We start from the raw sequence: 24614 nt of genomic DNA, 5'->3' as shown, positions 1-24614 counted from the left end.
AGGTTCAGGCAACCGAAAAGTTGCGTGAAGGCGGCAGGCGAGCGGCACCGGCCGAAGACCGCGGACGCGTGGTGTAGCGGCAGAAGGCGTCGCGCTCGATCAGAACGTCCGCATCATCAGCTTGCCGCCGCGGACCTCCCAGCTCTCCAGCCGGTCCAGGAACGTCATGCCGAGCAGGCTGACCTTGAGCTGGCCGGGCGGGGCGATGAGGGCCGGCACCGAGCGCTCGACGATGCCGCCGACGGTGATGCGGTCGAGCGTCACGGCGGCCGCCTGGGCGCGGCCGTTGGCGGTGTCGACGTTGACATTGTACTTGATGAAGTCGAGCGGCAGGCCCGCCGCCTTGGCGGCCTCGTGGGTCAGCACCACGGCGCTCGCTCCGGTGTCGAGCACCATCGGCACGGGGGCGCCGTTGACCTTGGCGGCGACCTGGAAATCGCCGGCGCGTCCGCGCGCGATCTCGACGGTCTTGCCACGCGCCGCCACCCGGCCCGGCATCAGCTCGGCCAGCATCCGCTCGCCGGCATCCTTCATCTCGAAGCGGTAGGTGTAGCCGGCGACCAGCACCAGGCCGATCACCGCCCAGATCAGCACCCATTGCACCGCCTGGGCGAAGCGGTCGCGGAACAGCGTCATCACGGCGCCGCTCAGGAGCGCGATGAGGCCGAGCTTGACCAGAAGCGCGGCCATGTCGCCGTCCGACAGGCCGCCGGCGCCCGGCCGCCGCGCCAAGAGCAGCGCGAGGCCCGCGAAGGCGGCGAGCAGGAAGAGCCAAACGGCGGAGCGGCGCATCGTCAACACGTCCCGACTTCCTCGATCATGTCCCGGGCCGGACCGCCGGAAAATAGGGCGATGCGCCGGGAAGGCAAGCAGGGCGGCCGTGCCGCCCGGATGGATGGACCGGCCCCGAACCCTGGCGACCCGCGCGCCGGCGGCGCGGACGCGAGCCCTCACGGCGTGGCGGCGGCCCGCGCCTGATCAGCCCCCCGCCTTGAACAGCCGCAGCCGGCGGCGCAGCGACACCGGCCCGTCGCTGCCGGCCCGCGCCGGCGGCGGCGTGTCGGATGGCACCGTCGAGCCGCCCTGCTCGGGGATCGGCTGGAGCGCCGCCATCACCCGCTCGGGCGGGAAGGTCACCACCACCTCGGTGCCCTCGCGCAGCTTGGAGCGCAGCGTGAAGGTGCCGCCGTGCAGGTCGATGATGCTCTTAACGATCGGCAGCCCCAGCCCTGCCCCTTGCTCGGCCGACTTGATGGCGTTGGAGCCCTGGCCGAAGGAGTCGAGCACGATCGGGATCTCGTCCTCCGGGATGCCGGGCCCGGTGTCTCGGACGCCGAGATACTGGCCGCCCGAATGCGTCCACCCGACCTTGAGCCAGATCTCGCCGCCCTGCGGGGTGAACTTGATGGCGTTGGACAGGAGGTTGAGGCAGACCTGCCGGACCGCCCGCTCGTCCGCCCACAGCTTCGGCATGTCGGGCTCGAAGCTCTCGTGGATGGTGATGCCGCGGTTCTGGGCGCGCAGCTTGAGCAGGTGGTGGCACTCCTCGGCCGTCTGGGCGAGGCCGACCAGCTCCTCGTTCAGCTCGTAGCGGCCGGCCTCGATGCGCGACAGGTCGAGGATCTCGTTGATCAAGCCGAGCAGGTGGACGCCCGAGTTGTGGATGTCGTTCGAGTAGTCCTTGTAGGCGGGCACCTGGTGAGGGCCGAAGATCTCGTTCTTCATCACCTCGGAGAAGCCCAGGATGGCGTTGAGCGGCGTGCGCAGCTCGTGGCTCATCTGGGCCAGGAAGCGCGACTTGGCGATGTTGGCGGCCTCGGCGCGGCGGCGCGCCTCGTCGGACTTGGCCTTGGCCTGCTCGAGCTCGCCGATCAGCGCATCCTTCTCGGCGCGCGCCTCGAGCGTCGCCAGGTTCGAGGAGTAGATGCGGAACGACAGGAGCGCGAAGTAGATCTGCGCCGTCAGCGCCATGGCGGCGAGAATCCAGCCCTGCACGGTGCCGGCCAGCACGAAGTTGAGGGCGACCGCGACCGTCACCGGCGTGGTGCCGGCGAGCACCGCCACCGGCAGGGTGGAGGCCAGCATGCTGGCGATCGCCACCACCAGCAGCATGACGAACAGGTTGAAGGTCGCGGCGGTCTCGTGGGCGCCGACCTGCTGGGCGAGCTGGAACATCCAGGCCAGGCCGAAGAACAGGTCGAGCAGCACGAAGCGCAGGCGCCACGCGCGGCTGTTCACCGTGTTGGGCGGCTCGGCCAGGAATTTCCGGCACTTCAGGACGATCACCACATGGATCACCAGGGTGGCGGCCGTCCACACGCCGGCGGCGAGCGGATCGCTCCAGACGCCGGCGAGCACGCCGATCGAGACGATCAGCATGAGGATGACGAGCGAGCCCGACAGCCGGTTCTGGGCGTACTGGCGCAGCAGCTCGGCGTCGAAGGCCGGGCGGGTGCCGGTGGTCGAGGTCAGGCGGTCCCGCGCCTCGCGCACCCGCTGCGCCGCCCGTCGGCGGCGCGCGGCCTCGGTCCTGTCGACCGAGGTCGGGACGGGGGGATCGGCGGGGACGAAGGACATGCTGGCACTGCGGTCTCGCGTTCGCGCCCACCCTGCATCGAAATCCTTAAATTCAGGCTTAGGCGGTCATTAGCCTTGACGCATCGAGACCGACCGGCGGCCCGTCGCTGGCGGCGCAGACCGCCGATGGATGCGGCTTTCCCCGCCCGATGCGTCATCGCGGCGGCCGCCGCGTGCGACCGATCGTTAAAAATTCGTCCATGACGCGCCGGCGCGACAGATAGCCGCAAAAGAGCTGGAATCTCGCGGGAGCTTCGCGTCAAATCGGTGGGCGCCGTGTCGGTGATGGCGGCCGCAGGGTGGGGACCATCATGATCAGGCGTTGCATGATCAGGCGTTGGGTTTCGTTCTGGGCCGTCGTGCTGGCCACGGCGGCGACGCTGGCGTGGACCGCGAGCGCGCAGCAGGAGGCGGCCCCGTCGGCGCCGTCCGGACCGCCGCGGATCGGCTTCGTGGTCGGCAACGCCAACTATCCGGCCGCCCCGCTGCCCACCGCGCTGGCCGATGCCGGCCTGGTGGCCGAGGCGCTGCGCTCGGTCGGCTTCGAGATCGTCGAGGGCGCCGATCTGACACAGGCCGATCTCGTCCGCTCGTTCCGCGAGTATCTCGGCAAGCTGGAGCAGGCCGGACCCGACGCGGTCGGCTTCATGTACTTCGCCGGCTACGGCTTCGCGTTCGAGGGCGACAACTATCTCGCCGGCGTCGACGCCAAGCTGGAGCGCGACAGCGACGTGCCGCTCGATGCGGTCCGCCTCTCCGATCTCCTGCGCTCGCTCGGCGGCGCCCCGGCGCGCAGCAAGATCGTGGTCGTTGACGCGGCCCGCAAGCTGCCGTTCCGTCTCGCCGAGCAGGGGCTCGCCCCCGGCCTCGCCGCCGTCGAGGCGCCGCCCGGCATGCTGATCGGCTTCTCGGCGGCGCCGGGCCTCGTGGCGCCCGACCAGGCCGGGCAGGGCGCCTACGGGGCCTATGCGACGGCGATTGCCGAGATGGTGCGCGCCGCCGGGCTCGACATGCCGGACGTGTTCACCCGCATCCGCGCCCGCACCCACGAGATCACGGCGGGCCGGCAGACGCCTTGGCACGTCTCGGCGCTGACCGAGCCGTTGGTGCTGGTGCCGGCCGACGCGGTGGCCGACGCGCCGGCGCCCGTCATGCCGGCGGCGAGCCGCGGCGACCGGCCGTTCCGCGAGCTGTCGGACGAGGAGGCGTATGCGATCGCCATCGAGCGCGACCGCCTGCCCGTCTATGTCGAGTTCGTCGAGGCGTTCCCGAACAGCCCGTATGCCAAGCGCGTGTGGGTGATCATCCGGGCGCGGCGCGAGGCGCTGGCCTGGCAGCGTGCCGTCGAGATGAACACGCCGCAGAGCTACTGGACCTATCTGCGCCGCTACCCGAACGGCATCTATGCGCGCGACGCCGAGCGACGCCTCGGCCGTCTCGCGGCGCCGGTGGCGCCGCCGCAGGCGTTCGCCCCGGTCGAGTTCGCCGACGTGCCGCCACCGCTGCCCGACGAGCCGCCGACCTATTTCTACGACGACTATCCGCCGGCGCCGCCGCCGCCCCCGGTGCTGATCGCGCCGCGGCCGCGCTACTGGGTGGACCTGCCGCCGCCACCGCCGCCCATCTACTACGGCGGGCTGCCGCCGGTGTCGGTGATGCCGGTGATCCCGCGGGTGCGGCCCGGCGTGCGCATTCCGGTGGTGCTGCCCGGGCGTCCGCTCCCGCCCGACCTGCCGCCGAACATGCGGCCGGGCTATCCGATCGGCCCCGGTGTCCGGCCGGGCGGGCCGGGTCCTGGCACGCCGGTGCTGCCGGGTGCCCCCGGGGTCCGGCCCGGCACCCCGGGCGTGCCGGTGGCGCCGATCGGCCCGGGCGTCCGCCCCGGTGGACCGGGCGTGCCGATGGCGCCGGTCGGCCCCGGTGTTCGTCCCGGTGTTCGTCCCGGTGGACCGCCGCCTCAGGGCCTCGTCGGCGTGCCGCCCGGTGGACCGCCTCCTGGTCCGTCGGTGGGCGGGACTCCGCCCGGTGGCGTGCCGCCCGGAGGCCCCGGCGTGCGGCCGGGCCGGCCGGGAGGTCCGGTGATGCCCGGCGCTCCCGGTGTTCGTCCCGGCGGACCGCCGCCTCAGGGTGTCGTCGGCGTGCCGCCCGGTGGTCTGTCGCCCGGAGGACCCGGCGTGCGGCCGGGCCGGCCGGGGCCTGGTGGCCTGCCACCACCCGGTCCTGGGGTCCGCCCCGGAGGGCCACCGCCGCCCACTGTCGTGAATCGCCCGCCGCCCCCGACCGTGGTGAACCGTCCACCGCCGCCGACCGTGCACCGGGCACCGCCTCCGATGGTGCGGCCGTCACCGCCGCCGCCTCCGGTGGTCCATCGGGCGCCGCCTCCGATGGTGCGGCCGGCCGCGCCGCCCCCGATGGTCCGCCCGGCGGCACCGCCGCCCCGTCCGGCCATGGCGGCACCGCCGCCCCGTCCGGCCATGGCGGCCCCGCCGCCCCGTCCGGCCATGGCGGCACCACCTCCGCGGCCCGCGGCGCCACCGCCGCCGCCTCGGCGATGTGTCGTGGTCAACGGTCAGCAGGTCTGCCGCTGAACGTGGCCGAAACGCAGACGGGCGCCGCGATGGCGGCGCCCGCTCGATCGGCTCGCAAGGGACGGCCGTCTCGCCTCAGCGCTCCAGCCGGGCGATCAGGCTGGACGTGTCCCAGCGCCGGCCGCCCATCGCCTGCACCTCGGCGTAGAATTGATCGACCAGCGCCGTGACCGGCAGGCTGGCGCCGTTGCGCCGCGCCTCCGCCAGCACGATGGCGAGGTCCTTGCGCATCCAGTCCACCGCGAAGCCGAAGTCGAACGCGCCCGCCACCATGGTCTTGTGGCGATTCTCCATCTGCCACGACTGCGCCGCCCCTTTGGAGATGGTGGCGACCAGCTTGTCGGTGTCGAGCCCGGCCTTCTTGGCGAAGTGCATGCCCTCGGCGAGGCCCTGCACCAGCCCGGCGATGCAGATCTGGTTGACCATCTTGGCGAGCTGGCCGGCGCCGGCCGGCCCCATCAGGGTGCAGGCGCGCGCATAGGCGGCAATCACCGGAGCGACGCGCGCGAACACGTCGGGCTCGCCGCCGCACATCACCGTGAGGATGCCGTTCTCGGCCCCCGCCTGGCCGCCCGACACCGGCGCGTCGATGGCGGCGAAGCCGCCCGCGGCCGCCGCGGCGGCGAGCTCGCGGGCGACCTCGGCCGAGGCGGTGGTGTGGTCGACGAACACGGTGCCGGCGGCCATGCCGGCGAAGGCGCCGTCCGGCCCGAGGGTCACCTGGCGCAGGTCGTCGTCGTTGCCGACGCAGGCCATCACGACGTCCTGGCCCTCCGCCGCCTCGCGCGGCGTCGCCGCCGTGCGGCCGCCGTGCTGCGCCACCCAGCGGGCCGCCTTGTCGGCGGAGCGGTTGTAGACCGTGACGGCATGGCCGCCTTTGGCAACGAGATGGCCGGCCATGGGGTAGCCCATGACGCCGAGACCGATGAAGGCAACCTTGGCCATGCGCCGTGTCCTCTCTGTCGTTGAGGGTTGTCTTGCGGGGGACTCGATCGGCCGCCACTGTGCCGGCCGGGCGCGCCGCGTCAACCAGCACCGGCGTGCCGATCCCCGGGCCGAGAGGACGTGACGGACGATGGCGTGGACGTTGCTGATACTGGCGGGACTGTGCGAGATCGGGTGGCCGGTCGGCCTCAAGCTCGGCTGGACCGAGCAGGGGCTGCGGCCGCTGTGGATCGCCTTCGCGGTGGTCTGCATGACGGCGAGCGGCGTCCTGCTGCTGCTGGCCCAGCGCGAGATCCCGATGGGGACCGCCTATGCGGTGTGGACCGGCATCGGCGCGGTCGGCGCCTTCGCGATCGGCATCGCGGCCTTCGGCGACCCCGGCACCCTGGTCCGCTTCGCCTCGGTGGGGCTGATCGTGCTCGGCATCGTCGGGTTGAAGATGGGATAGGGTGACGGCCGGCCGCGGCAGCCGCCGTTGACCCGCCTTCGCGCCGGCCTATGGTGACCGCAGACGACCCGGCCGCAGCGGCGGAACCGGGCAGGGGAGAAGCCGCATGAGCGTGAGCCAGGACGACGTCGTCGCGACCCTCGCACGGGTGAAGGGGCCGGACGGCGTGCCGCTCACCGCCGGCGGCACCCTGTCGGAGATCGTCGTCTCCGACGGCAAGGTGTTCTTCTCGATCACCGTCGATGCCGGCGCCGTGAAGGCATGGGAGCCGGTGCGGGCCGCCGCCGAGGCGGCCGTCCGGGCCATTCCGGGCGTCACCTCGGCCCTCGTCGCGCTGACGGCGGAGCGCAGCGCCAGCGCCGGAGGGGCTGGCGGGCCGGCGGTGCGGCGCGTCTCCGGCGCGGCCGGCGGAGCGCCCGCCGCGGCCGGCGGGGCCGGCGGCCACGCCGCCCCGCAGCCGGCAGTGCCCGGCGTCGAGACCATCATCGCGGTCGCCTCCGGCAAGGGCGGCGTCGGCAAGTCGACCACCGCCGTCAATCTGGCGCTCGGGCTCGCCGCGACCGGCCTGCGGGTCGGGCTGCTCGACGCCGACATCTACGGCCCGTCGGTGCCGCGGCTCCTCGGCCTCAAGGGGCGGCCGCAGATGGGGCCGGGCAACAAGCTGATCCCGATGAAGGGCTTCGGCCTGGAGGTGATGTCCATCGGCTTCCTCGTGGAAGAGGAGACGCCGATGATCTGGCGCGGCCCGATGGTGATGTCGGCGCTGACCCAGATGCTGCGCGAGGTCGATTGGGGGCGGCTCGACGTGCTGGTCGTCGACATGCCGCCCGGCACCGGCGATGCCCAGCTCACCATGGCCCAGCAGGTGCCCCTCAAGGGCGCCGTGATCGTCTCGACCCCGCAGGACCTGGCGCTGATCGACGCGCGGCGCGGCATCGCCATGTTCCGCCGCGTCGACGTGCCGGTGCTCGGCATCGTCGAGAACATGAGCTACTTCCTGTGCCCGAAATGCGGGGAGCGCTCCGACCTGTTCGGCCATGGCGGCGCGCGCGACGAGGCGGCGCGTCTCGGCGTGCCGTTCCTCGGGGAGGTGCCGCTGCACATGGACATCCGCGCCACCTCCGACGCCGGCCGGCCGCTGGTGGCGACCGCGCCGGACGGCCCGCACGCGGTCATCTACCGCGACATCGCCGTGAAGGTGCGCGACCAGCTCGCCGCCGCCGGCCGCGCCGCGCCGCAGATCGTCATGGAGGGGTGAGGGACGTTCGAGCGCCTCCGTGTTCTTTGGAAATCCGCAATCTGTAGTTGATCTGACCGGCCGCCAGTGGTTGTCTTTCGCTGTCTGAATCGGGACGGTGGAGACGATCGTGCCTGCCAAGGTGATCGCCGTCGCAAATATGAAGGGCGGTGTCGGCAAGACCGCCACCGTCGTCGCATTGGCCGAAGCGCTGGCGGCGGAGGGGGCATCTGTCCTGGTGATCGACGCCGATGCACAGTCGAACGCATCGATCTGCATCGCGGGCGACGAGGTGGTGCATGGGCTGATCCACGACGGGCGCACGCTGGACGGGTTTCTTGACGATTTCCTGCTCGGGGGCCGTCTGGTTCAGTTTCGCGACTGCATCCTGGAGTCGGCCAGCGGGGTGAGTCACGCCGGAACGAGATTGAACGTCTCGCTCCTCGCTGCCAGCGCGCAGCTCCGCCTGCTCGAACGCGATATCGTCTTCAAGCTGACCCAGAGGAACTTCGGGCTCAATGCGATTGTAGGCCGCGTGTTCGGGCTGCTGAAGTCGGAGCTGGAACGCCCGGAGATGACGTACAATTACATCTTGATCGACTGCGCGCCCGGTATCTCGGCCTTCTCCGAGGCCGGCATCCGGCTCGCCCACCTGGTCGTCGTTCCGACGATCCCCGACTTCCTCTCGACCTACGGACTCGCCTCGTTCTGCAAGAGTCTGTGGGGCGGCGGCGGTCTCGCGGCCAACGGGATGGTGCCGCCGACCCGCTTGCCCCATGTGCTGATTACGCGGGAGCGGCCGATCCGAGAGCATGCGCGGACGGCCAGTCTCATTCGGAACGAGGCGCTCGTTCCCGATCCGAACTTCAGGCCGCTGGCGACGACCGTGAAGGAAGCCGCGGCTGTCACCACTGCGCTGGCGATGGGCGGCCTTGGAACGACCTTCACGAACAAGTGGGGCAAGGACATGGTGCCGGTGCTCGGCAGCCTGGCCAATGAAGTGCGGGAGGTCCTGAATGGCCCTTGAGCTCGATGGATTTGCGGTCCTTCACCGCATCGGTGCGAACCGTGCCGTGTTCGAAGGCATCTCGTCCGAGGTCGCCAAAGTGGCGCGGTCGCTGCTCGTCAAGCTGCTGAAGGACAAGAGGACAGGAGTGGACGGCGTGCGGGCCGTCCGTGCCGCGCTCGGTGCCGAGCCGTTCGCCCTCGTTGTGGACGGGCTGACGGATGCCGAGATCAAGTCGATTGCGAAAAGGCTGGATAAGCACAATCCCGTGCTGATCGACGGCGACGCCGCCACGGTGCGCAAGCTTGTCGGCGCACTCGCCGATGGCTCGACCGAGCCCGCGAGTCGACCGCGCGCGGCTTCGCGGGGGAGCACAAAGGCGCCGAAGAGCAAGAAGGAGCCGACCGCGCCGAAGACGATCGCGCGGATCTCGTTCAAGTCCGCGGGGGCGACGCGAGGGCGGTGAGAACGCCGTCGCGCCGGGGCGCTCCGCCGCTTGGCCCCACCCTACGAGCACACGTTCTTCTTCCGCGGCACGTCCTTGAGCGCCTCGGCGATCGGCTCGGGCACGCCGAATCCCAGGACCATGCCGAAATCCGACGTCCGGATGTAGCCCTCGCGGGCGAGCGCCCGCAGCGCCTCCATCAGCGACGGTTGCCGGGTGGCGTTCGCCATCGCGTCCAGGACTGCGGCGCCCACCGCAGCCTCGCCGCCGGCGGGCAGCGGCGGCATCGCGATCATTCCGGCGGGGCCGAGGCCGCCGCCTCCGCCCGCGACCGTCTTGGCGCTGACCTTCACGGTTTGCGCAAGCAGGAAATACTGCTTCACCTTCTCGACCAGGTGCTGCTTGTCGGCCGGGCGGCAGAAGCGGGCGGGCTCGGTGCGGGCCAGGCATTCGAGGAACTCGCCGACGGCGGCGATCCGGCCCGTCATGTCGCCGTAAATCTCGTTCGCGTCGGCTCGGCCGGGATGGTTCATCCCCGAACGAGCCTGGGCCGAGCAGTTCTGCTGGACCGTCTCCAGCGCGATGGTGACCCGCGGGCGCACCACGGGGCTCGCGACCGGGCTGCGGGACTGCACCGCCGCGGACGAGCCGAAAAGCCCGAGCTGCTGGACCAGGACGACGGCGCCGGCGCCGAGCGCCATGGCGAGCACGACGGCGACCACCATCCCGCCGATTCCGCTCGGGGCGGTGGCCGACGGAAGCTCCATTCGCGGCATGCCCCGCCGGGTGAGCTCCAGTGGCGTCTCACGGCTGCCGAAGAGGTTGTCGGATCGCTGCATCGGGTCGGCTCCTGAGACCGGCTCGCCATCGTCCGGGGGCGACGGCGGCCGGGTCGCTGTCCGGGTTCGCGTTGCCGCCGCCCTCTGGTGCTAAGCCTCTCCGTCGTACTAGCTCTGGATGAAGAGAGTCCAAACGGTCTCTCGTTACCGCAGTCATCGGCGAGGGGGTGCGGCGAGGAGTCTCGGTGGCCGCGGCCGTCGACCGCCCTGTTCGGCCATCGGCCGCCAGGACGGCCGCTTCGCCGGGATCGTCCACCGATTCGGCGTCGGTCGCGCTTGTCCAGCCGCCGGCGCCCGTCTAAGCCTGCGCGGGCCGTCCGTGGGCGGCGGCGCCCGCCGCGAGCCGGCGCGGCGTCGATCGAAACCTGGCCAGCCGACGGAGAGCCGAGATGTCCAAGCAAGAGATGCGCGAGGAGACCGAGCGCCTGGTCCGTGAGGCGATCGAGCGGCGCGGGCTCACCATCACCCAGGGCGAGACCCGCATCGAGGCCGTGTGCGGCAAGTGTGGCGGCAAGACCCGCGTGTCGCTGCCCAAGGGCAAGACCCGCACCCGCTACACCTGCAAGGAGTGCGGGCACGCGCAGGAGACGCTGTAGGCGAAGCCGGCCGCGGCTGCTGTCTCGGCGCCGGCACGCCGAGCGCCCGGGCACGCCGGTCGGCGGGGCGGCTACTCCGCGCCTTCCTTCGCGCCCAGCCCGTAGTCTTGCAGCTTGTAGAGCAGGGCGCGCCGGCTGATGCCGAGCGCCACCGCGGTGCGGGCGCGGTTGCCGCCGTGATGCGCGAGGGCGGCGCGGATCACCTTGGTCTCGAACTCGGCCACCATCTCGCGCAGTGGCCGCCCGATGGCGACGCCGTCGATCTCGCCGGCGGCGGCGCCCGCCTCGACGCCCGCGAGGGCGCCGCCGGCCAGCATGGAGGCGCCCCGCACCACGCTCTCCGGCAGATCCTCGGGCAGGATCGCGCTCGTCGTGCTCATCACCACGGCGCGCTCGATGGCGTTGGCGAGCTCGCGCACATTGCCGGGCCATGCATAGCCGAGCAGGCAGTCGAGCGCGGCCGGATCGAAGCCGCGGATCACCACGTCGTTCTGCGCCGCGAAGCGCTCCAGGAAGTGGCCGGCGAGCAGGCGGATATCTTCCGGCCGCTCGCGCAGCGGGATGGTCTTCAGCGACACCACGTTGAGGCGGAAGAACAGATCCTGGCGGAACGTGCCGGCCCGCACCATCGCCTCCAGGTCGCGGTTGGTGGCGGCGACGATGCGCACATGGCTCTTGATCGGCGCGGTGCCGCCGACCCGCTCGAACTCCCGCTCCTGAAGGACGCGCAGCAGCTTCACCTGGAGGCCGGTCGAGATCTCGCCGATCTCGTCGAGGAACAGCGTGCCGTTCTCGGCCTGCTCGAAGCGGCCGCGGCGCCGCCCGACGGCGCCCGTGAAGGCGCCCTTCTCGTGGCCGAAGAACTCGCTCTCCAGCAGCCCTTCGGGAATCGCCGCGCAGTTGACCTTGACGAACGGCCCGGTGGCGCGCGGCGAGCCGTAATGCACGGCGGCGGCGACCAGCTCCTTGCCGGTGCCGCTCTCGCCCTGGATCAGCACGGTGGCGTTGGAGCGTGCCACCTTGGCGATGGTCTGGCGCAGCTCCAGCATGCGCGAATTGTCGGTGAGGATGCCTTCGGCGCCGTAGCGTTCCGACAGCTCGCGCCGCAGCGACACGATGTCGGCCCGCATGGTGCGGATCTCGAGGGCGCGCCGCACCAAGAGGCGGATCTCCTCGATGTCGAACGGCTTCAGCACGTAGTCGAAGGCGCCGTCCTTGATGGCCTGGACGGCGGTTTCCACCTCGGCGAAGGCGGTCATCAGGATGACGGCGGCACCGCGGTCGATCTCCAGGATCGCCTTCATGGCGTCGAGGCCGTTCATCCGCGGCATGCGGATGTCCATCAGCACCACGTCGGCGTGGCGGCGGCGGAACGATTCGGCCGCCTCGACGCCGTTCTCGGCGACCGTGACGGCGACGCCTTCCTTAGTGAGCACGGCGGTCAGCAAGCGGCGGATCGCCTCGTCGTCGTCGACCACCAGGACGGTCGGGCCGGGGACGCTCATGGGGTGACCTCCGCTTCTCGGTGCGCAATCGGCAACCGCATCTCGATCGTGGTTCCGACACCGGGCTTGCTGTCGAGCGTGATCACGCCGCCATGGGCATCGACGATCCGATGCACCATTGCAAGACCCAGGCCAGTGCCGCTGGGCTTGGTCGAGAAGAACGGATCGAACACCTTGTCGAGATTCTCCGGTGCGACGCCGACACCGTCGTCCTTCACGGTGACGACGACGTGGTCGTCGTCGGCGGCGCGCGCCGAGACCGTGACGGTGCCGCCGTCGGGAATCGCCTGGATGGCGTTGATGATCAGATTGAGAAGCGCCTGCTTGAGCGCCTCGCCGTCGGCCTCGATGGTCGGCAGGTCCGGCTCGAAGGCGAGCGCGATGCGTGCATCCGACTTGCCACGCGCCAGGAACGCCATCTCCTCGACGAGATGGCGCACATCGACGGTGCCGATGCGCGGCGGGTGCGGGCGGCCGAACGCGAGAAGCTCGCCGACGATGCGGTTGAGACTGTCGACTTGGCGGATGATCAGCGGGCCGTAGGCGCGCCACTCCTCCAGGCTCTCGCATTCGTCGAGATACTGGATGAAGCCGCGGATCGAAGTGAGCGGATTGCGGATCTCGTGGGCGATGCCGGCGGTGAGCTCGCCGAGCGCAGCGAGCCGGTCGGCCCGCATCACCTGCACCATCAGACGCTCGCGCTCGCTGACATCCTTGAGCACCACGACGGCGCCGATGCGCTTGCCGTCGCCGTCGCGCAGCACGCTGGAGGTGGCGTTGATGCGCAACGTCTGGTCGCCGCGCGGCAGGTCGATGGTGGTGGCGGCATGGACGCGGCCGGTGGCGAGCGTATCGAGCAGCACGCTGTCGACGCGCGCATCCGAGGCGAACAGGCTGCGATAGGTCTTGCCGATCACGTCGGTCGAGACGACACCGTAGAGGTGCTCGGCCGCCGGATTGACGGCGGTGATGCGGCCGTCGGGATCGACCGCCACGATGGCGTCGGCGACGCTCGCCAGAATGTTCTCGTTGAGCGAGCGGGCGTCGAGCAGCGCCTTGGCCATCGCGTTGATCGCCTCGACGATGGCGCCGAGCTCGTCGCGCAGCGGCGGGATCGGTCGGCGGAGATCGTGCTTCAGCCGCGCCAGCCCCTGCACGATCACGTCGACCTCGCGCGACAGGCGGCGCGACAGCAGGCTGATGATGCCGAACGCGACCACCAGGCCGCCGAGTCCGGCCACCACGGCGGCGAAGTCGATGGCGCTCGCCTGCTTCTCGATCGCGGCCGAGTACTCGTTCGACCAGATGTAGCCGATCGCCTCGCCGTTGCGGATGATCGGCCACATGGCATTGAGGATCGGTCCGCGTACCAGCGTGCCGACCGCGGCGAGCGGCTCTCCGGTGTCCATCACGATGCGGCCGGGATGATCCGGCGTGATCGACAGGCCGACCGTGTTGGAGTGGTCGCGGCTCGGCCCGTAGGTGACGACGGCATCGAGCTTTCGGGCGTAGTAGCCCACCCCGACGCCCGGTGCCGCGTCGGCGATCCGGTCGGTGAACGGGGCGAGCTTTCGGTTGAGGTGACGGATCGCCTCGCCGCGGTCGCTCGTGCCGCTCGGCAGATCGGCGAGCAGCGCGTCGTAACCGCCCGGTCCCAGCTCGGCATCGAGAACGCGCGCCAGGGCGAACAGCTTCGCCTCCTTTTCGCTGCGCAGTGCCTGGCGACCTTCCTGCTCCAGCGCGAGCGCAACCAGCGCGATCGGCAGTGCGACCACGATCAGCGAGGTGACCAGCAATCGGACGCGCAGCGTCCGCACGGGCAGCAGGCGGCGGAGATCGAGACGCACGGGGAGACGCCTTCGGGGGAAAAGGGCGTCGCGGCGACACCCGGAACGGCGATCTTATGACGTCGCGGATGCGCGCGGACAAGTCGTGCGGATGCGGATGCGCCCGCCGGGCGCGCCTCACGTCGCAGCGGTGGTGTGCAAGATCTTGCGCACCCGCGCACCGAAATGCGCGTCGACGGCACCAGTGCAGATGGACCTTGAGCGGCCGAGAGCCGGGTATCATTTGCTTTTCCACGATGGCACGCGACTTGCGCCAGGGCTGCCGTGGCACGCTTCCGGCGCGCCGCACCGTCCGTGGAACACGCCATGTGCGCGCTGCGGATCGGCGATGCGGCGGCCGGGCATCAATCGAAAGGGATCTCACATGTGCAAGCTCACCGCCATCGAGGAGGCGGTCGCGAAGATTCCCGACGGCGCCTCGCTGATGATCGGCGGGTTCATGGGGGTCGGCTCGCCGCACCGCCTGATCGACGAGCTGATCCGCCAGGGCCGCCGCGATCTCACCGTCATCGCCAACGACACGGCACGGCCGGGCGTCGACATCGGCAAGCTGATCCGCGCCGGCGCGGTGAAGCGGCTGGTCGCTTCGCATATCGGGCTCAACCCCGAGACCCAGAAGCAGATGATCGACGGCGCCATCGAGGTCGAGCTGGTGCCGCAAGGCACGCTGGCCGAGCGTATCCGCGTCGGCGGCAACGGGCTCGGTGGCGTCCTCACCGCGACCGGCGTCGGCACCACGGTGGCGGAAGGCAAGCAGACCGTCGAGATCGGCGGCCGCACCTTCCTGCTGGAGATGCCGCTGCGCGCCGACTTCGCGCTGATCAGCGCTTGGCGGGCCGACTACTACGGCAATCTCAGCTACGAGCTGACCGCCCGCAACTTCAATCCGGTGATGGCGCTCGCCGCCGATACCGTCGTGGCTGAGGCCGGCGAGATCGTGCCGGTCGGCCTCATTCCTCCCGATCAGGTCGAGACCGTCAGCGTCGTGGTCGACTATCTCGTGGCGCGGAGCAACTGACATGGACGAGAAAACCGTCATCGCCAAGCGGATCGCGCAGGAGCTGCGCAACGGCAATCTGGTCAATCTCGGCATCGGCCTGCCGACGCTCGTGGCCAAGTATCTTCCGGCCGGCGTTCAGGTGTTCTTCCAGTCGGAGAACGGCGTCATCGGCATGCAGCCGCTGCCGGAGCCGGGTGCGGCGTCCGACGCGCTCACCGATGCGGGTGGCTCGCCCACCAGCATCATCCCGGGTGCGGCGGCGTTCGACAGCGTCACCTCGTTCTGCCTGATCCGCGGCGGCCATCTCGACGTCACCGTGCTGGGCGGCCTGCAAGTCGACGAGGCGGGCCAGCTCGCCAACTGGATGGTCCCCGGCAAGATGGTGCCCGGCATGGGCGGCGCCATGGACCTCGTCTCCGGTGCCAAGCGCGTCATCGTCGGCATGACCCACACCGCCAAGGGCGCGCCGAAGATTCTGAAGAAGTGCAACCTGCCGCTCACCTCGATCCGCCGCGTCGACCTCGTCGTCACCGAGCTGGCGGTGATCCGGCCGACCGCCGAAGGGCTGGTGCTCCAGGAGGTCGCCGACGGTGTGTCGGTATCCGACGTGATCGCCGCCACCGAGGCTCGCCTGATCGTTCCACCCTCCGTTCCCACCATGCAGCTCGCCGCCTGACCGGCGCGATCCGACCCGATTGGAGACTCGCATGTCAATCGAAACCGCCGGCGGCGTTCCCTTGAAGGGGATCGACGTCATCCCGCCGAAGCAGACCGACGACATCAATCAGGGCGCTCTCGCCCGCATGGCCTATGCGTTCACGCAGTGGGCCGAGAAGTGGTTCCCGGACGCCTTCGTGTTCGTCATCTTCGCGGTCATCGTCGTGGCGATCGCGAACTTTGCGACGGGCGCGTCGCCGGTGGCCGTCGCCAAGGGCTTCGGCAACGGCTTCTGGACCATCATTCCGTTCACCATGCAGATGGCGATGGTGCTGATCACCGGCTACGTGCTCGCCACGTCGCCGTTCTGCACCAAGCTGATCGACAGCCTCGCCCGCGTGCCGAAGTCGAGCGCCGGCGCGGTCGCCTGGGTGGCGTTCGTCACCATGATGGCGTCGTATCTCAACTACGCGCTCAGCCTCGTGCTCGGCGGCCTGCTGTGCCGCGCGCTCGCCCGCCGCACCGACGTGCGGGTGGACTACCGGGCCGCCGGTGCCGCCGCCTATCTCGGCATCGGTGCCACCTGGGCGCTCGGCCTGTCGTCGTCGGCCGCCATGCTCCAGGCGAATCCGGCGTCGCTGCCCAAGGCGATCTCCGACATCACCGGCATCATCCCGCTGTCCGAGACCATCTTCCTCTGGAACTCGATCGCCATGGCGTTGGTCATCATGGTGATGTCGGTCGCCATCGCCTACTACTCGGCGCCCAAGGGCAAGCATGCCCGCACCGCCGAGGAGATGGGTTGCGACGTTTCGGCTCCGTCCGAGGTGGCCGAGCGGCCGACACGTCCGGGCGAGTGGCCGGAGTTCACGCCGATCCTGCCGATCCTGGTCGGCATCCTGGCGGCGGGCTGGCTGGTCACCGAGTTCATGGCCAAGTCGCCACTCCAGGTCATCGGCAACCTGAACACCTACAACTTCGTCCTGCTGATGATCGGGATGCTGCTGCACAAGAACATTCACAGCTTCCTGAAGGCCGTCACCAAGTCGGTGCCGACCACCGCCGGCGTGCTGCTGCAATTCCCGTTCTACGGCTCCGTCGCCATCATGCTGACCTCGGTGCCCGGCTCGGACGGCGTCACGCTCGCGCACCACATCGCCGACCTGTTCGTGTCGATCGCCAATGGCGAGACGTTCCCGATCGTCATCGGCGTGTACTCGGCGATCCTCGGCTTCTTCGTCCCGTCGGGCGGCGGCAAGTGGATCATCGAGGCGCCCTACGTCATGCAGGCGGCCAAGGATCTCGGCGTCCACATGGGCTGGGCGGTGAGCACCTACAACGCCGCCGAGGCGCTGCCGAACCTGATCAACCCGTTCTGGATGCTGCCGCTGCTCGGCGTGCTCGGCCTCAAGGCCCGCGACATCGTCGGCTTCTGCGTCACCCAGCTCGTGTTCCACATCCCGGTGGTGCTGTTCCTGCTGTGGATCTTGGCGCCGCGCGCGTCGTGATGCACGTGGCGGGGTCGGCCTCCTCCGGCCCCGCTCCCACGGGACCCGCCGCCGGCCGCGGCGGGTCTCCGTCTCGAGACGACTGCAAGGAATGCTGACAATGACTGACGTCGTGATCGTGTCCGCCGCGCGGACGCCCATCGGATCGTTCAACGGATCGCTCAGCGCGCTCGCCGCCCACGAGCTCGGCTGCATCGCCGTGGTGGAGGCCATGCGGCGCGCCCAGGTGGCGCCCGCCGAGGTCGACGAGGTGCTGCTTGGCCAGGTGCTGACCGCCGGGCAGGGGCAGAACCCGGCCCGCCAGGCGGCCATCGCGGCCGGCCTGCCGGTCGAGAAGACGGCGGTGAGCATCAACCAGCTCTGCGGCTCGGGCCTGCGCACGGTGGCGATGGCGGCGCAGGCGATCGCGCTCGGCGATGCTGCCGTGATGGTGGCGGGCGGCCAGGAGAGCATGAGCCGGGCGCAGCACGCGGCCTATCTGCGCAGCGGCGTCAAGATGGGCACCCTGGATCTGCTCGACACCATGCTCCGTGACGGCCTGTGGGATGTCTTCAACGGCTACCACATGGGCATGACGGCCGAGAACGTCGCGACCAAATGGACCGTCTCGCGGGAAGACCAGGACGCCTTCGCCACCGCGTCCCAGAACAAGGCCGAGGCCGCCATGACGGCCGGTCGTTTCGACGAGGAGATCGTTCCCGTCACCATCAAGGGCCGCAAGGGCGACGTGGTGGTGTCGCGCGACGAGTTCCCGCGTCCGGGTGTCACCGTGGAGGCACTGGCCAAGCTGAAGCCCGCCTTCACCAAGACCGGCTCGGTCACGGCCGGCAATGCGTCCGGCATCAACGACGGCGCCGCCGCCCTGGTGCTGATGTCGGCGGCCACCGCCAAGGCCCGCGGCCTCACCCCGCTCGCCCGCATCGCGTCGTGGGCGACCGCCGGCTGCGATCCCGCCGTGATGGGCATCGGCCCGGTGCCGGCCAGCCGCAAGGCGTTGCAGAAGGCCGGCTGGTCGGTTGCCGATCTCGATCTCGTCGAGGCCAACGAGGCGTTCGCGGCGCAGTCGGTCGCGGTCGGCCGCGAGCTCGGCTTCGATCCGGCCAAGCTCAACGTCAATGGTGGCGCCATCGCGCTCGGCCACCCGATCGGCGCGTCCGGGGCGCGCGTGCTGGTGACGCTGCTGTACGAGATGCGGCGGCGCAGCGCCAAGAAGGGGCTCGCCACCCTGTGCATCGGCGGCGGCATGGGCATCGCCATGTGCGTCGAGCGCGCCTGAGGCGTATCGCACTGCGTCCGAGCGCCCGCTGCGCGCTCGCGCGCCCGCTCGGCGGCGCGCCCACCGTCCCTCGGTGTGCGCCGCCGATGCCGGTTCTCCCCGGGGGGCTGCGGTGACCCTCGGGGCCCTGGCGACGTACCGCCCTCCGGCGGCTCGCCGTCGCGGTCCGGGCCCGCCACGGCCCGGGCCGCCCCTCCCGCGACCGTATGCCGACCGGCCGTCGTGATCCCCTGCTTGCGCGTCGGTGCGGCTGTGCTAGAGCCAACACAAAGGCCCCGCGCGGCGTTGCTTTTCCGATCGCCTGCCGCTCGCCGGCCCGTTCGCCCGTCACGGTCCACAGAGGAAACGCAGGGATGAAGAGACGTCAGTTCCTCGGCGCGCTCGCCGCCGGCACCGCCGGCGCCGCCGCCAGCACGGTTGCGTCGCCGGCCATCGCCCAGTCGATGCCGGAGATCAAGTGGCGCATGACCTCGAGCTTCCCGAAGTCGCTCGACACCCTGTACGGGGCGGGCGAGACGCTGGTGAAGCAGGTCGCCGAGATGACCGACGGCCGCTTCCAGATTCAGCACTTCGCGGCGGGCGAGATCGTGCCCGGCCTCCAGGCGTTCGACGCGACCGCCAATGGCACGGTCGAGATGTGCCACTCGGTCTCCTACTACTATGTCGGCAAGGACCCGACCTTCGCGATCGCGGCGGCGGTGCCGTTCGGCCTCAACGCGCGCCAGCAGACCGCCTGGCTCTACCAGAACGGCGGCAACGACAAGTTCAACGAGTTCTACAAGAAGTACAACATCTACGGCTTCCCGGCCGGCAATACCGGCGCCCAGATGGGCGGCTTCTTCCGCAAGGAGATCAAGACCGCGGCCGATCTCGACGGTCTCAAGATGCGGATCGGCGGCATCGCCGGCCAGGTGCTCCAGAAGGTCGGCGTGGTGCCGCAGCAGCTCGCCGGTCCGGATGTCTATCCGGCGCTGGAGAAGGGCACCATCGACGCGGCCGAGTGGGTCGGCCCCTACGACGACGAGAAGCTCGGCCTCGCCAAGGTGGCGCCGTACTACTACTATCCGGGCTTCTGGGAAGGCGGCCCGATGGTGCACGCCTACATCAACCTGGAGAAGTGGAATCAGCTGCCGAAGTCCTATCAGGCCATTCTCCAGGCCGCCGGACAGACGGCCACCACCCACATGCTGACCCGCTACGACGCGCTGAACCCATCGGGCCTGCGCAAGATCCTCGCCTCCGGCGGTCAGCTCCGTCCGTTCTCCAACGACATCCTCGATGCCTGCTTCAAGGCCACCAACGAGCTGTGGGCGGAAATCTCGGCCAAGAACGAGACGTTCAAGACGATGATCGCCGACATGCAGGCGTTCCGGAACGAAGAGTATTTCTGGTGGCAGGTGGCCGAGTACAACTACGACACCTACCTGATCCGCAGCCGCACCCGCGGCGGCTGATACCCCGCGGCTGATCGGCGGCGGCGCGGTGCCGCCGCGTTCGGTGCCGCCGCGGTCTCGTTGATAGAACAAGCCCCGGAGCGCCGCTCCGGGGCTTTTTTCGTGGTCGGGAGTGTCGTGCTCGACCGCAGCCGGAGCGCCGGCTCCGATCGGCGACGCGGCGCGCTATCTCAGATCCAGCGCCGGCGGCGTCTCGGGCGGGGCGATCTGGATCTCGATGGTCTTGGGATCGACCGCCGGGGCCGAGCCCTTGTAGTGCATCACGAGCTGCGGGAACAGGATCACCAGGGCGACGGCGACGAGCTGGATGATCACGAACGGCACGGCGCCCCAGTAGATCTGGGCGGTGGTGATCGGGGCCGTGAGCTGGCCGGTGAGGCGATCGTGATAGGGGTGCTTCGGCGCCACCGAGCGCAGGAAGAACAGCGCGAAGCCGAATGGCGGATGCATGAACGAGGTCTGCATGTTCACCGCCAGGATGACGCCGAACCAGACGAGATCGATGCCGAGCTTGTCGGCCACCGGGGCGAGCAGCGGGATGATGATGAAGGCGAGCTCGAAATAATCGAGGAAGAACGCCAGCACGAACACCAGCAGGTTGACGAAGATCAGGAAGCCGACCTCGCCGCCCGGCAGCGAGGTGAGCAGGTGCTCGACCCAGACGTGCCCGTTGACGCCGTAGAAGGTGAGCGAGAACACCCGCGCGCCGATCAGGATGAACACCGCGAAGGCGGACAGCTTGGCGGTGGCGCGCACCGCCTGCTTGGTGAGATCGAAGGTGAGCCGGCGCTTGAGCAGCGCCAGCACCAGCGCGCCCACCGCCCCCATGGCGCCGCCTTCTGTCGGCGTCGCGACCCCGATGAAGATGGTGCCGAGCACCAGGAAGATCAGGAACAGCGGCGGCACCATCACGAAGGTGACCTGCTCGGCGATCTTGGAGAGGAACCGCAGACCGAACAGGCGGGCCGTGGCCTGATTGACCAGTGCCACCGCGAAGGCGAACACCACCCCGAAGAACATCGTCAGCACGATGAAGTCGGCGCCGCTCATGGTCGGCGGCGCGATCGCGGCCGCGAAGCCGGGGGCGACCGGCAGCACCAGGCGCGCCAGCGCGCCGCTGATGGCGGCCCAGCCGAACGCCGCGCTGGCGAGGGTGAGGATGGCGAGCGACGTCATGCCGCGCCGGCCGTTGTCTTCGCGGAAGCCGATCGCCTCCTCGGGCAGCCCGGGGGCCGACTTCGGAAACAGCGTCGAGACGATGAAGATGTAGAGGGCGTAGAGGCCGGCCAGCATCAGGCCGGGCAGGAACGCGCCTTCGTACATGTCGCCGACCGAGCGGCCGAGCTGGTCGGCCATGATGATCAGCACCAGCGACGGCGGGATGATCTGGGCGAGCGTGCCGGAGGCGGCGATCACGCCCGAGGCGACCCGGCGGTCGTAGCCGTAGCGCATCATGATGGGCAGCGAGATCAGGCCCATCGAGATCACCGAGGCGGCGACCACCCCGGTGGTGGCGGCGAGCAGCGCGCCGACGAAGATGACGGCGTAGCCGAGGCCGCCGCGGATGCGGCCGAAGAGCTGCCCGATGGTGTCGAGCAGATCCTCGGCCATGCCGGAGCGTTCGAGGATCAGCCCCATGAAGGTGAAGAACGGCACCGCCAGCAGGGTCTCGTTGCTCATCACCCCGAACACGCGCTCGGGCAGAGCGTTGAGGAAGTCCGGGCGGAACAGGCCGAGCTCGATGCCGACCAGGCCGAACAGCAGGCCGTTGGCGGCGAGCGAGAAGGCGACCGGATAGCCGAGCAGCAGGAACACCACCAGCGACGCGAACATGATCGGCGCCATGTTCTGGGTAACGAGCTCGATCATGGGGCGAGGTCCGGCCGGTTCAGCGGCGTTCGGTCTGGTCGGCGACGGCCGCAGCGGCAGCGGCGGCGGGCTGCGTGTCCGTCTCGAAGGAGGCGAGGTGGCCACCCGGTCCGCCGTGCGGGTCGGGAATGCGGCCGAGCATCACGGCGATGCGCTTGATCAGCTCCGACAGCCCCTGTGCGAACAGCGCCGTGAAGCCGGCGAACACCAGGAACTTGGCGGGCCACTGCGGCAGGCCGCCGGCATTGAACGATTGCTCGCCGAGCCGGATGAGCTGCGTCCACCAGGCGAGGAGATTGGGCAGCCAGCGGCCCGGCGCGTCCGCGAAGGCGGCCGGGAAGCGGGCCAGAACGCCGACCACGGCGTCGAGGCTCGGGGCTGCCTTGAGGAAGAACGGCCAGCTCGTCACCATCATCACGAGGCAGAGCGGCAGCAGGAACAGCGCGTGCCCGACGATCTCGATCCAGTTGCGCACGGACCGCGAGAAGCGGGTGTTCATGATGTCGATGCGGATGTGCTCGTTGTCGAGCAGCGTCCACGGTGCGCACATCAGGAACACCGCCCCGAACAGCACCCATTGCAGCTCGAGCCAGGCGTTGGCCGACACGCCGAGGGTCTTGCGGACGACCGCGTTGACGGCCGACACCAGGACGGCCGCGAGGATGAGCCAGCTCAGGCTACGACCGAGGCGGGCATTGATCGCGTCGACGACGCGGCACAATCCGAGAAGCAGCTTCACCCCGGTCCCCCGAGCCGTCACCGAGTGTCGATCGCGGCGTCGCCTGACGGGCCTTCCCGGGGCGCCGATGCCGCAAGCACGGCCCGATCCGGCCGCCGCGGCACATAAGCCGGTCCGTGTCCGGTGCGTCAATGCATTGTTTACCGGAGCAGGCTGTCGATTGTTGCAGCGCCGCATTGCGATCCGCGATGGTATCGCGACCCGGCCTGCAAGACTTGGGACGCGGGCGGGCATCGTCGGGCGCGCCGTTCGAACGTCGGCGGCGTGCTCAGCCGCCGGTTACGCTCATGTGGCGGGCGACGGCCGGGCGCTTGCGGCGGCGGTCGATGACGAAGTCGTGGCCCTTCGGCTTGCGGGCGATGGCGGCATCGAGCGCCGCATGCAGCGTCGCCTCGTCCGGCGCGGTGCGTAGCACAGCGCGCAGATCCGCGGCGTCCTCCTGGCCGAGGCACATGAACAGCGTGCCCGTGCAGGTGAGGCGCACCCGGTTGCACGATTCGCAGAAGTTGTGGGTGAGGGGTGTGATGAAGCCGAGCCGTCCGCCGGTCTCCGCCACTCGCACGTAGCGGGCCGGGCCGCCGGTGCGGTAGTCGGTCTCGGTCAGGGTGAAGCGCTCGGCGAGCCGCGCCCGCACCATCGACAGCGGCAGGTACTGATCCAGCCGGTTCTCGCCGATGTCGCCGAGCGGCATCACCTCGATGAGCGTGAGGTCCATGCCGGCACCGTGAGCCCACACCATCAGGTTGCCGAGTTCGTGCTCGTTGACGCCCTTGAGCGCCACCGCGTTGATCTTGACGGCGATGCCGGCGCGCTGCGCGGCCGCGATGCCGGCCTTCACCTGGTCGAGATCGCCCCAGCGGGTGATGTCGCGGAACGTCTGCGGATCGAGCGTGTCGAGCGAGACGTTGATGCGGCGCACCCCGCAGTCGGCGAGCGCCGCCGCGTGCTTGTCGAGCTGCGAGCCGTTGGTGGTGAGCGTCAGCTCCTCGAGGGCGCCGGAGGCGAGATGGCGTGACAGCGTTCCGAACAGCGTCATGATGCCGCGCCGGACCAGCGGCTCGCCGCCGGTGATGCGCAGCTTGCGGGTGCCGCGCGCGATGAAGGCGGCGCACAGCCGGTCCAGCTCCTCCAGCGTCAGGATGTCGGCCTTCGGCAGGAAGGTCATGTGCTCCGACATGCAGTAGACGCAGCGCAGGTCGCAGCGGTCCGTCACCGAGACCCGGAGATAGCTGATCGCCCGACCGAACGGATCGACGAGCGGCGCCAGACCGGGGGTGGCGGGCGTGTCCGGCGCGGCCGGTGACGGCATCGGAGGCGCCGCGGTCGACAGGGGCTCGAACGCCATGGCGGGGGTCTCCTCGGTGCCGCTCTGGACGAGGCGGCTCTGGACGGGGCGGCTCTTGTTGGGCAGCTCTGGACGGGCGGCACGACGGTGACGGTCAGGGGAACGAGAGGCGGCGCCGCCGGCCGCGATCTCGATCTCGGATTATTCCATATAACGGTTGCGGTCGCCGTAAGGGAGGCCGATGGGAATGCTCCGGATGCTCGATCGGCCCGACGTCATCCCCACACCACCGCGGCGGGATGGCGGCCGCCGGCCGGCCCCACGACGCCGAACGTGAAACGGCAAGGTGCACGCGAGACAGCCATGAACACCGATCATTCCAAGCCTGCAAAGCCCTGGCCGACGGAGCTGCGCGTCCGGGAGGGCGGCACCGTGCTGGCGGTGACGTTCGACGACGGCGCCCGCTTCTCGCTGCCGGCCGAGATTCTGCGGGTGCGCAGCCCCAGCGCCGAGGTGCAGGGCCATTCGGAGGCCGAGCGCAAGCTGGTCGCCGGCAAGCGCCACGTCGCCATCCTGGAGGTGCAGCCGATCGGCAATTACGCGGTGCGGCTCGGCTTCGACGATCTCCACGCCACCGGCATTTACAGCTGGGAGTGGATCTATGATTGCGGATGCAATCTCGCCCGCTATCAGGCCGAGTACGAGGCGGCGCTCGCGGCCGCCGGCCTGTCGCGTGATCCGCCGCCGCGACGGTGACGAGGGCGCCCCGGCCGGGCCGCGGCGCCGTCACGGC

Annotated in this window: 21 protein-coding genes; 12 read left to right on the top strand and 9 right to left on the bottom strand. The window is 70.3% G+C overall.

Annotated features, from left to right (window positions below; translation table 11 throughout):
• Positions 1 to 99: 99 nt before the first annotated feature.
• Positions 100 to 792, bottom strand: coding sequence for a TIGR02281 family clan AA aspartic protease (locus ACFQUV_RS22185; RefSeq protein ID WP_111383243.1), 693 nt, complete (start codon positions 790 to 792; stop codon positions 100 to 102).
• A 186-nt stretch (positions 793 to 978) separates the two neighbouring features.
• Entirely contained in the window at positions 979 to 2577 is a 1599-nt protein-coding gene (locus tag ACFQUV_RS22180) for a HAMP domain-containing sensor histidine kinase (protein WP_111383242.1), read from the bottom strand.
• Between the two features lie 326 nt (positions 2578 to 2903).
• Here ACFQUV_RS22180 and ACFQUV_RS22175 point away from each other — a divergent pair, with 326 nt between their 5' ends.
• Positions 2904 to 5165 carry a caspase domain-containing protein gene (locus ACFQUV_RS22175; protein ID WP_378395743.1) on the top strand — a complete coding sequence of 754 codons (2262 nt, stop codon included), beginning with the start codon at positions 2904 to 2906 and terminating at the stop codon, positions 5163 to 5165.
• Positions 5166 to 5240: 75 nt separating this feature from the next.
• Here the strand turns inward: ACFQUV_RS22175 and ACFQUV_RS22170 are convergent, their stop codons facing one another.
• Positions 5241 to 6110 (bottom strand): NAD(P)-dependent oxidoreductase, encoded by an 870-nt coding sequence (locus tag ACFQUV_RS22170; protein ID WP_129610350.1) that lies wholly within the window; start codon positions 6108 to 6110, stop codon positions 5241 to 5243.
• A 130-nt stretch (positions 6111 to 6240) separates the two neighbouring features.
• On the opposite strand from ACFQUV_RS22170, the gene ACFQUV_RS22165 reads away from it, so the two are divergent.
• The 4 genes from ACFQUV_RS22165 to ACFQUV_RS22150 all read left to right on the top strand — a co-directional run bounded on the left by ACFQUV_RS22165 (position 6241) and on the right by ACFQUV_RS22150 (position 9267).
• Complete coding sequence (locus ACFQUV_RS22165) at positions 6241 to 6558, top strand: multidrug efflux SMR transporter (RefSeq protein ID WP_111388098.1); 318 nt, start codon at positions 6241 to 6243, stop codon at positions 6556 to 6558.
• Between the two features lie 106 nt (positions 6559 to 6664).
• Positions 6665 to 7816, top strand: a complete 1152-nt coding sequence (locus ACFQUV_RS22160; protein ID WP_129610352.1) for an Mrp/NBP35 family ATP-binding protein — start codon at positions 6665 to 6667, stop codon at positions 7814 to 7816.
• A gap of 109 nt (positions 7817 to 7925) precedes the next feature.
• Complete coding sequence (locus tag ACFQUV_RS22155; RefSeq protein WP_129610354.1) at positions 7926 to 8822, top strand: ParA family protein; 897 nt, start codon at positions 7926 to 7928, stop codon at positions 8820 to 8822.
• Entirely contained in the window at positions 8812 to 9267 is a 456-nt protein-coding gene (locus tag ACFQUV_RS22150) for a hypothetical protein (RefSeq protein ID WP_129610356.1), read from the top strand. Before ACFQUV_RS22155 ends, ACFQUV_RS22150 begins: the two co-directional genes overlap by 11 nt.
• A gap of 41 nt (positions 9268 to 9308) precedes the next feature.
• Here the strand turns inward: ACFQUV_RS22150 and ACFQUV_RS22145 are convergent, their stop codons facing one another.
• Positions 9309 to 9947, bottom strand: a complete 639-nt coding sequence (locus tag ACFQUV_RS22145) for a hypothetical protein (RefSeq protein WP_129610358.1) — start codon at positions 9945 to 9947, stop codon at positions 9309 to 9311.
• Between the two features lie 527 nt (positions 9948 to 10474).
• Between ACFQUV_RS22145 and ACFQUV_RS22140 the strand changes: the two genes are divergently transcribed.
• Positions 10475 to 10681, top strand: coding sequence for a zinc ribbon domain-containing protein (locus tag ACFQUV_RS22140; protein WP_111388093.1), 207 nt, complete (start codon positions 10475 to 10477; stop codon positions 10679 to 10681).
• A gap of 71 nt (positions 10682 to 10752) precedes the next feature.
• Here the strand turns inward: ACFQUV_RS22140 and atoC are convergent, their stop codons facing one another.
• Entirely contained in the window at positions 10753 to 12186 is a 1434-nt protein-coding gene (gene atoC / locus ACFQUV_RS22135; protein ID WP_129610360.1) for an acetoacetate metabolism transcriptional regulator AtoC, read from the bottom strand.
• Entirely contained in the window at positions 12183 to 14033 is a 1851-nt protein-coding gene (gene atoS, locus ACFQUV_RS22130; RefSeq protein ID WP_129610361.1) for a two-component system sensor histidine kinase AtoS, read from the bottom strand. Before atoS ends, atoC begins: the two co-directional genes overlap by 4 nt.
• Before the next feature lie 364 nt (positions 14034 to 14397).
• On the opposite strand from atoS, the gene ACFQUV_RS22125 reads away from it, so the two are divergent.
• From ACFQUV_RS22125 to ACFQUV_RS22105, 5 genes are all read left to right on the top strand, one after another.
• Complete coding sequence (locus ACFQUV_RS22125; RefSeq protein ID WP_129610363.1) at positions 14398 to 15051, top strand: CoA transferase subunit A; 654 nt, start codon at positions 14398 to 14400, stop codon at positions 15049 to 15051.
• A gap of 1 nt (position 15052) precedes the next feature.
• Complete coding sequence (locus ACFQUV_RS22120; RefSeq protein ID WP_129610365.1) at positions 15053 to 15709, top strand: 3-oxoacid CoA-transferase subunit B; 657 nt, start codon at positions 15053 to 15055, stop codon at positions 15707 to 15709.
• A gap of 31 nt (positions 15710 to 15740) precedes the next feature.
• Positions 15741 to 17198, top strand: coding sequence for a short-chain fatty acid transporter (locus ACFQUV_RS22115; protein ID WP_111387449.1), 1458 nt, complete (start codon positions 15741 to 15743; stop codon positions 17196 to 17198).
• A gap of 100 nt (positions 17199 to 17298) precedes the next feature.
• On the top strand, positions 17299 to 18474 hold the full coding sequence (locus tag ACFQUV_RS22110; RefSeq protein ID WP_129610367.1) for an acetyl-CoA C-acetyltransferase: 1176 nt from the start codon (positions 17299 to 17301) through the stop codon (positions 18472 to 18474).
• Positions 18475 to 18827: 353 nt separating this feature from the next.
• Positions 18828 to 19928, top strand: coding sequence for a TRAP transporter substrate-binding protein (locus ACFQUV_RS22105; RefSeq protein WP_111384774.1), 1101 nt, complete (start codon positions 18828 to 18830; stop codon positions 19926 to 19928).
• A 165-nt stretch (positions 19929 to 20093) separates the two neighbouring features.
• Here ACFQUV_RS22105 and ACFQUV_RS22100 read toward each other — a convergent pair whose 3' ends face one another.
• The 3 genes from ACFQUV_RS22100 to moaA all read right to left on the bottom strand — a co-directional run bounded on the left by ACFQUV_RS22100 (position 20094) and on the right by moaA (position 23845).
• Positions 20094 to 21797 carry a TRAP transporter large permease subunit gene (locus ACFQUV_RS22100; RefSeq protein WP_129610369.1) on the bottom strand — a complete coding sequence of 568 codons (1704 nt, stop codon included), beginning with the start codon at positions 21795 to 21797 and terminating at the stop codon, positions 20094 to 20096.
• Between the two features lie 19 nt (positions 21798 to 21816).
• Entirely contained in the window at positions 21817 to 22536 is a 720-nt protein-coding gene (locus ACFQUV_RS22095) for a TRAP transporter small permease subunit (RefSeq protein ID WP_244601659.1), read from the bottom strand.
• 268 nt (positions 22537 to 22804) lie between these two features.
• On the bottom strand, positions 22805 to 23845 hold the full coding sequence (gene moaA, locus ACFQUV_RS22090; RefSeq protein ID WP_129610382.1) for a GTP 3',8-cyclase MoaA: 1041 nt from the start codon (positions 23843 to 23845) through the stop codon (positions 22805 to 22807).
• A gap of 339 nt (positions 23846 to 24184) precedes the next feature.
• Here moaA and ACFQUV_RS22085 point away from each other — a divergent pair, with 339 nt between their 5' ends.
• Positions 24185 to 24577: a gamma-butyrobetaine hydroxylase-like domain-containing protein gene (locus ACFQUV_RS22085; RefSeq protein ID WP_129610373.1), complete on the top strand. Its 393-nt coding sequence runs from the start codon at positions 24185 to 24187 to the stop codon at positions 24575 to 24577.
• Positions 24578 to 24614 lie beyond the last annotated feature (37 nt).

Source organism: Rhodoplanes sp. P11, from assembly GCF_964266735.1.
Lineage (GTDB): Bacteria > Pseudomonadota > Alphaproteobacteria > Rhizobiales > Xanthobacteraceae > Rhodoplanes > Rhodoplanes serenus.
Note: the sequence above shows the minus strand (reverse complement) of the source record. Positions and strands in the feature narration are given on the sequence as shown.

Coding starts and splice junctions, on each gene's coding strand:
- ACFQUV_RS22175 (WP_378395743.1), top strand. CDS start 2,904: ATGATCAGGCGTTGGGTTTCGTTCTGGGCCGTCGTGCTGGCCACGGCG.
- ACFQUV_RS22100 (WP_129610369.1), bottom strand. CDS start 21,797: ATGATCGAGCTCGTTACCCAGAACATGGCGCCGATCATGTTCGCGTCG.
- ACFQUV_RS22145 (WP_129610358.1), bottom strand. CDS start 9,947: ATGGCGCTCGGCGCCGGCGCCGTCGTCCTGGTCCAGCAGCTCGGGCTT.
- ACFQUV_RS22105 (WP_111384774.1), top strand. CDS start 18,828: ATGAAGAGACGTCAGTTCCTCGGCGCGCTCGCCGCCGGCACCGCCGGC.
- ACFQUV_RS22085 (WP_129610373.1), top strand. CDS start 24,185: ATGAACACCGATCATTCCAAGCCTGCAAAGCCCTGGCCGACGGAGCTG.
- ACFQUV_RS22110 (WP_129610367.1), top strand. CDS start 17,299: ATGACTGACGTCGTGATCGTGTCCGCCGCGCGGACGCCCATCGGATCG.
- ACFQUV_RS22120 (WP_129610365.1), top strand. CDS start 15,053: ATGGACGAGAAAACCGTCATCGCCAAGCGGATCGCGCAGGAGCTGCGC.
- ACFQUV_RS22160 (WP_129610352.1), top strand. CDS start 6,665: ATGAGCGTGAGCCAGGACGACGTCGTCGCGACCCTCGCACGGGTGAAG.
- atoC (WP_129610360.1), bottom strand. CDS start 12,186: ATGAGCGTCCCCGGCCCGACCGTCCTGGTGGTCGACGACGACGAGGCG.
- ACFQUV_RS22150 (WP_129610356.1), top strand. CDS start 8,812: ATGGCCCTTGAGCTCGATGGATTTGCGGTCCTTCACCGCATCGGTGCG.
- moaA (WP_129610382.1), bottom strand. CDS start 23,845: ATGCCGTCACCGGCCGCGCCGGACACGCCCGCCACCCCCGGTCTGGCG.
- ACFQUV_RS22165 (WP_111388098.1), top strand. CDS start 6,241: ATGGCGTGGACGTTGCTGATACTGGCGGGACTGTGCGAGATCGGGTGG.
- ACFQUV_RS22115 (WP_111387449.1), top strand. CDS start 15,741: ATGTCAATCGAAACCGCCGGCGGCGTTCCCTTGAAGGGGATCGACGTC.
- ACFQUV_RS22125 (WP_129610363.1), top strand. CDS start 14,398: ATGTGCAAGCTCACCGCCATCGAGGAGGCGGTCGCGAAGATTCCCGAC.
- ACFQUV_RS22185 (WP_111383243.1), bottom strand. CDS start 792: ATGCGCCGCTCCGCCGTTTGGCTCTTCCTGCTCGCCGCCTTCGCGGGC.
- ACFQUV_RS22140 (WP_111388093.1), top strand. CDS start 10,475: ATGTCCAAGCAAGAGATGCGCGAGGAGACCGAGCGCCTGGTCCGTGAG.
- ACFQUV_RS22180 (WP_111383242.1), bottom strand. CDS start 2,577: ATGTCCTTCGTCCCCGCCGATCCCCCCGTCCCGACCTCGGTCGACAGG.
- ACFQUV_RS22170 (WP_129610350.1), bottom strand. CDS start 6,110: ATGGCCAAGGTTGCCTTCATCGGTCTCGGCGTCATGGGCTACCCCATG.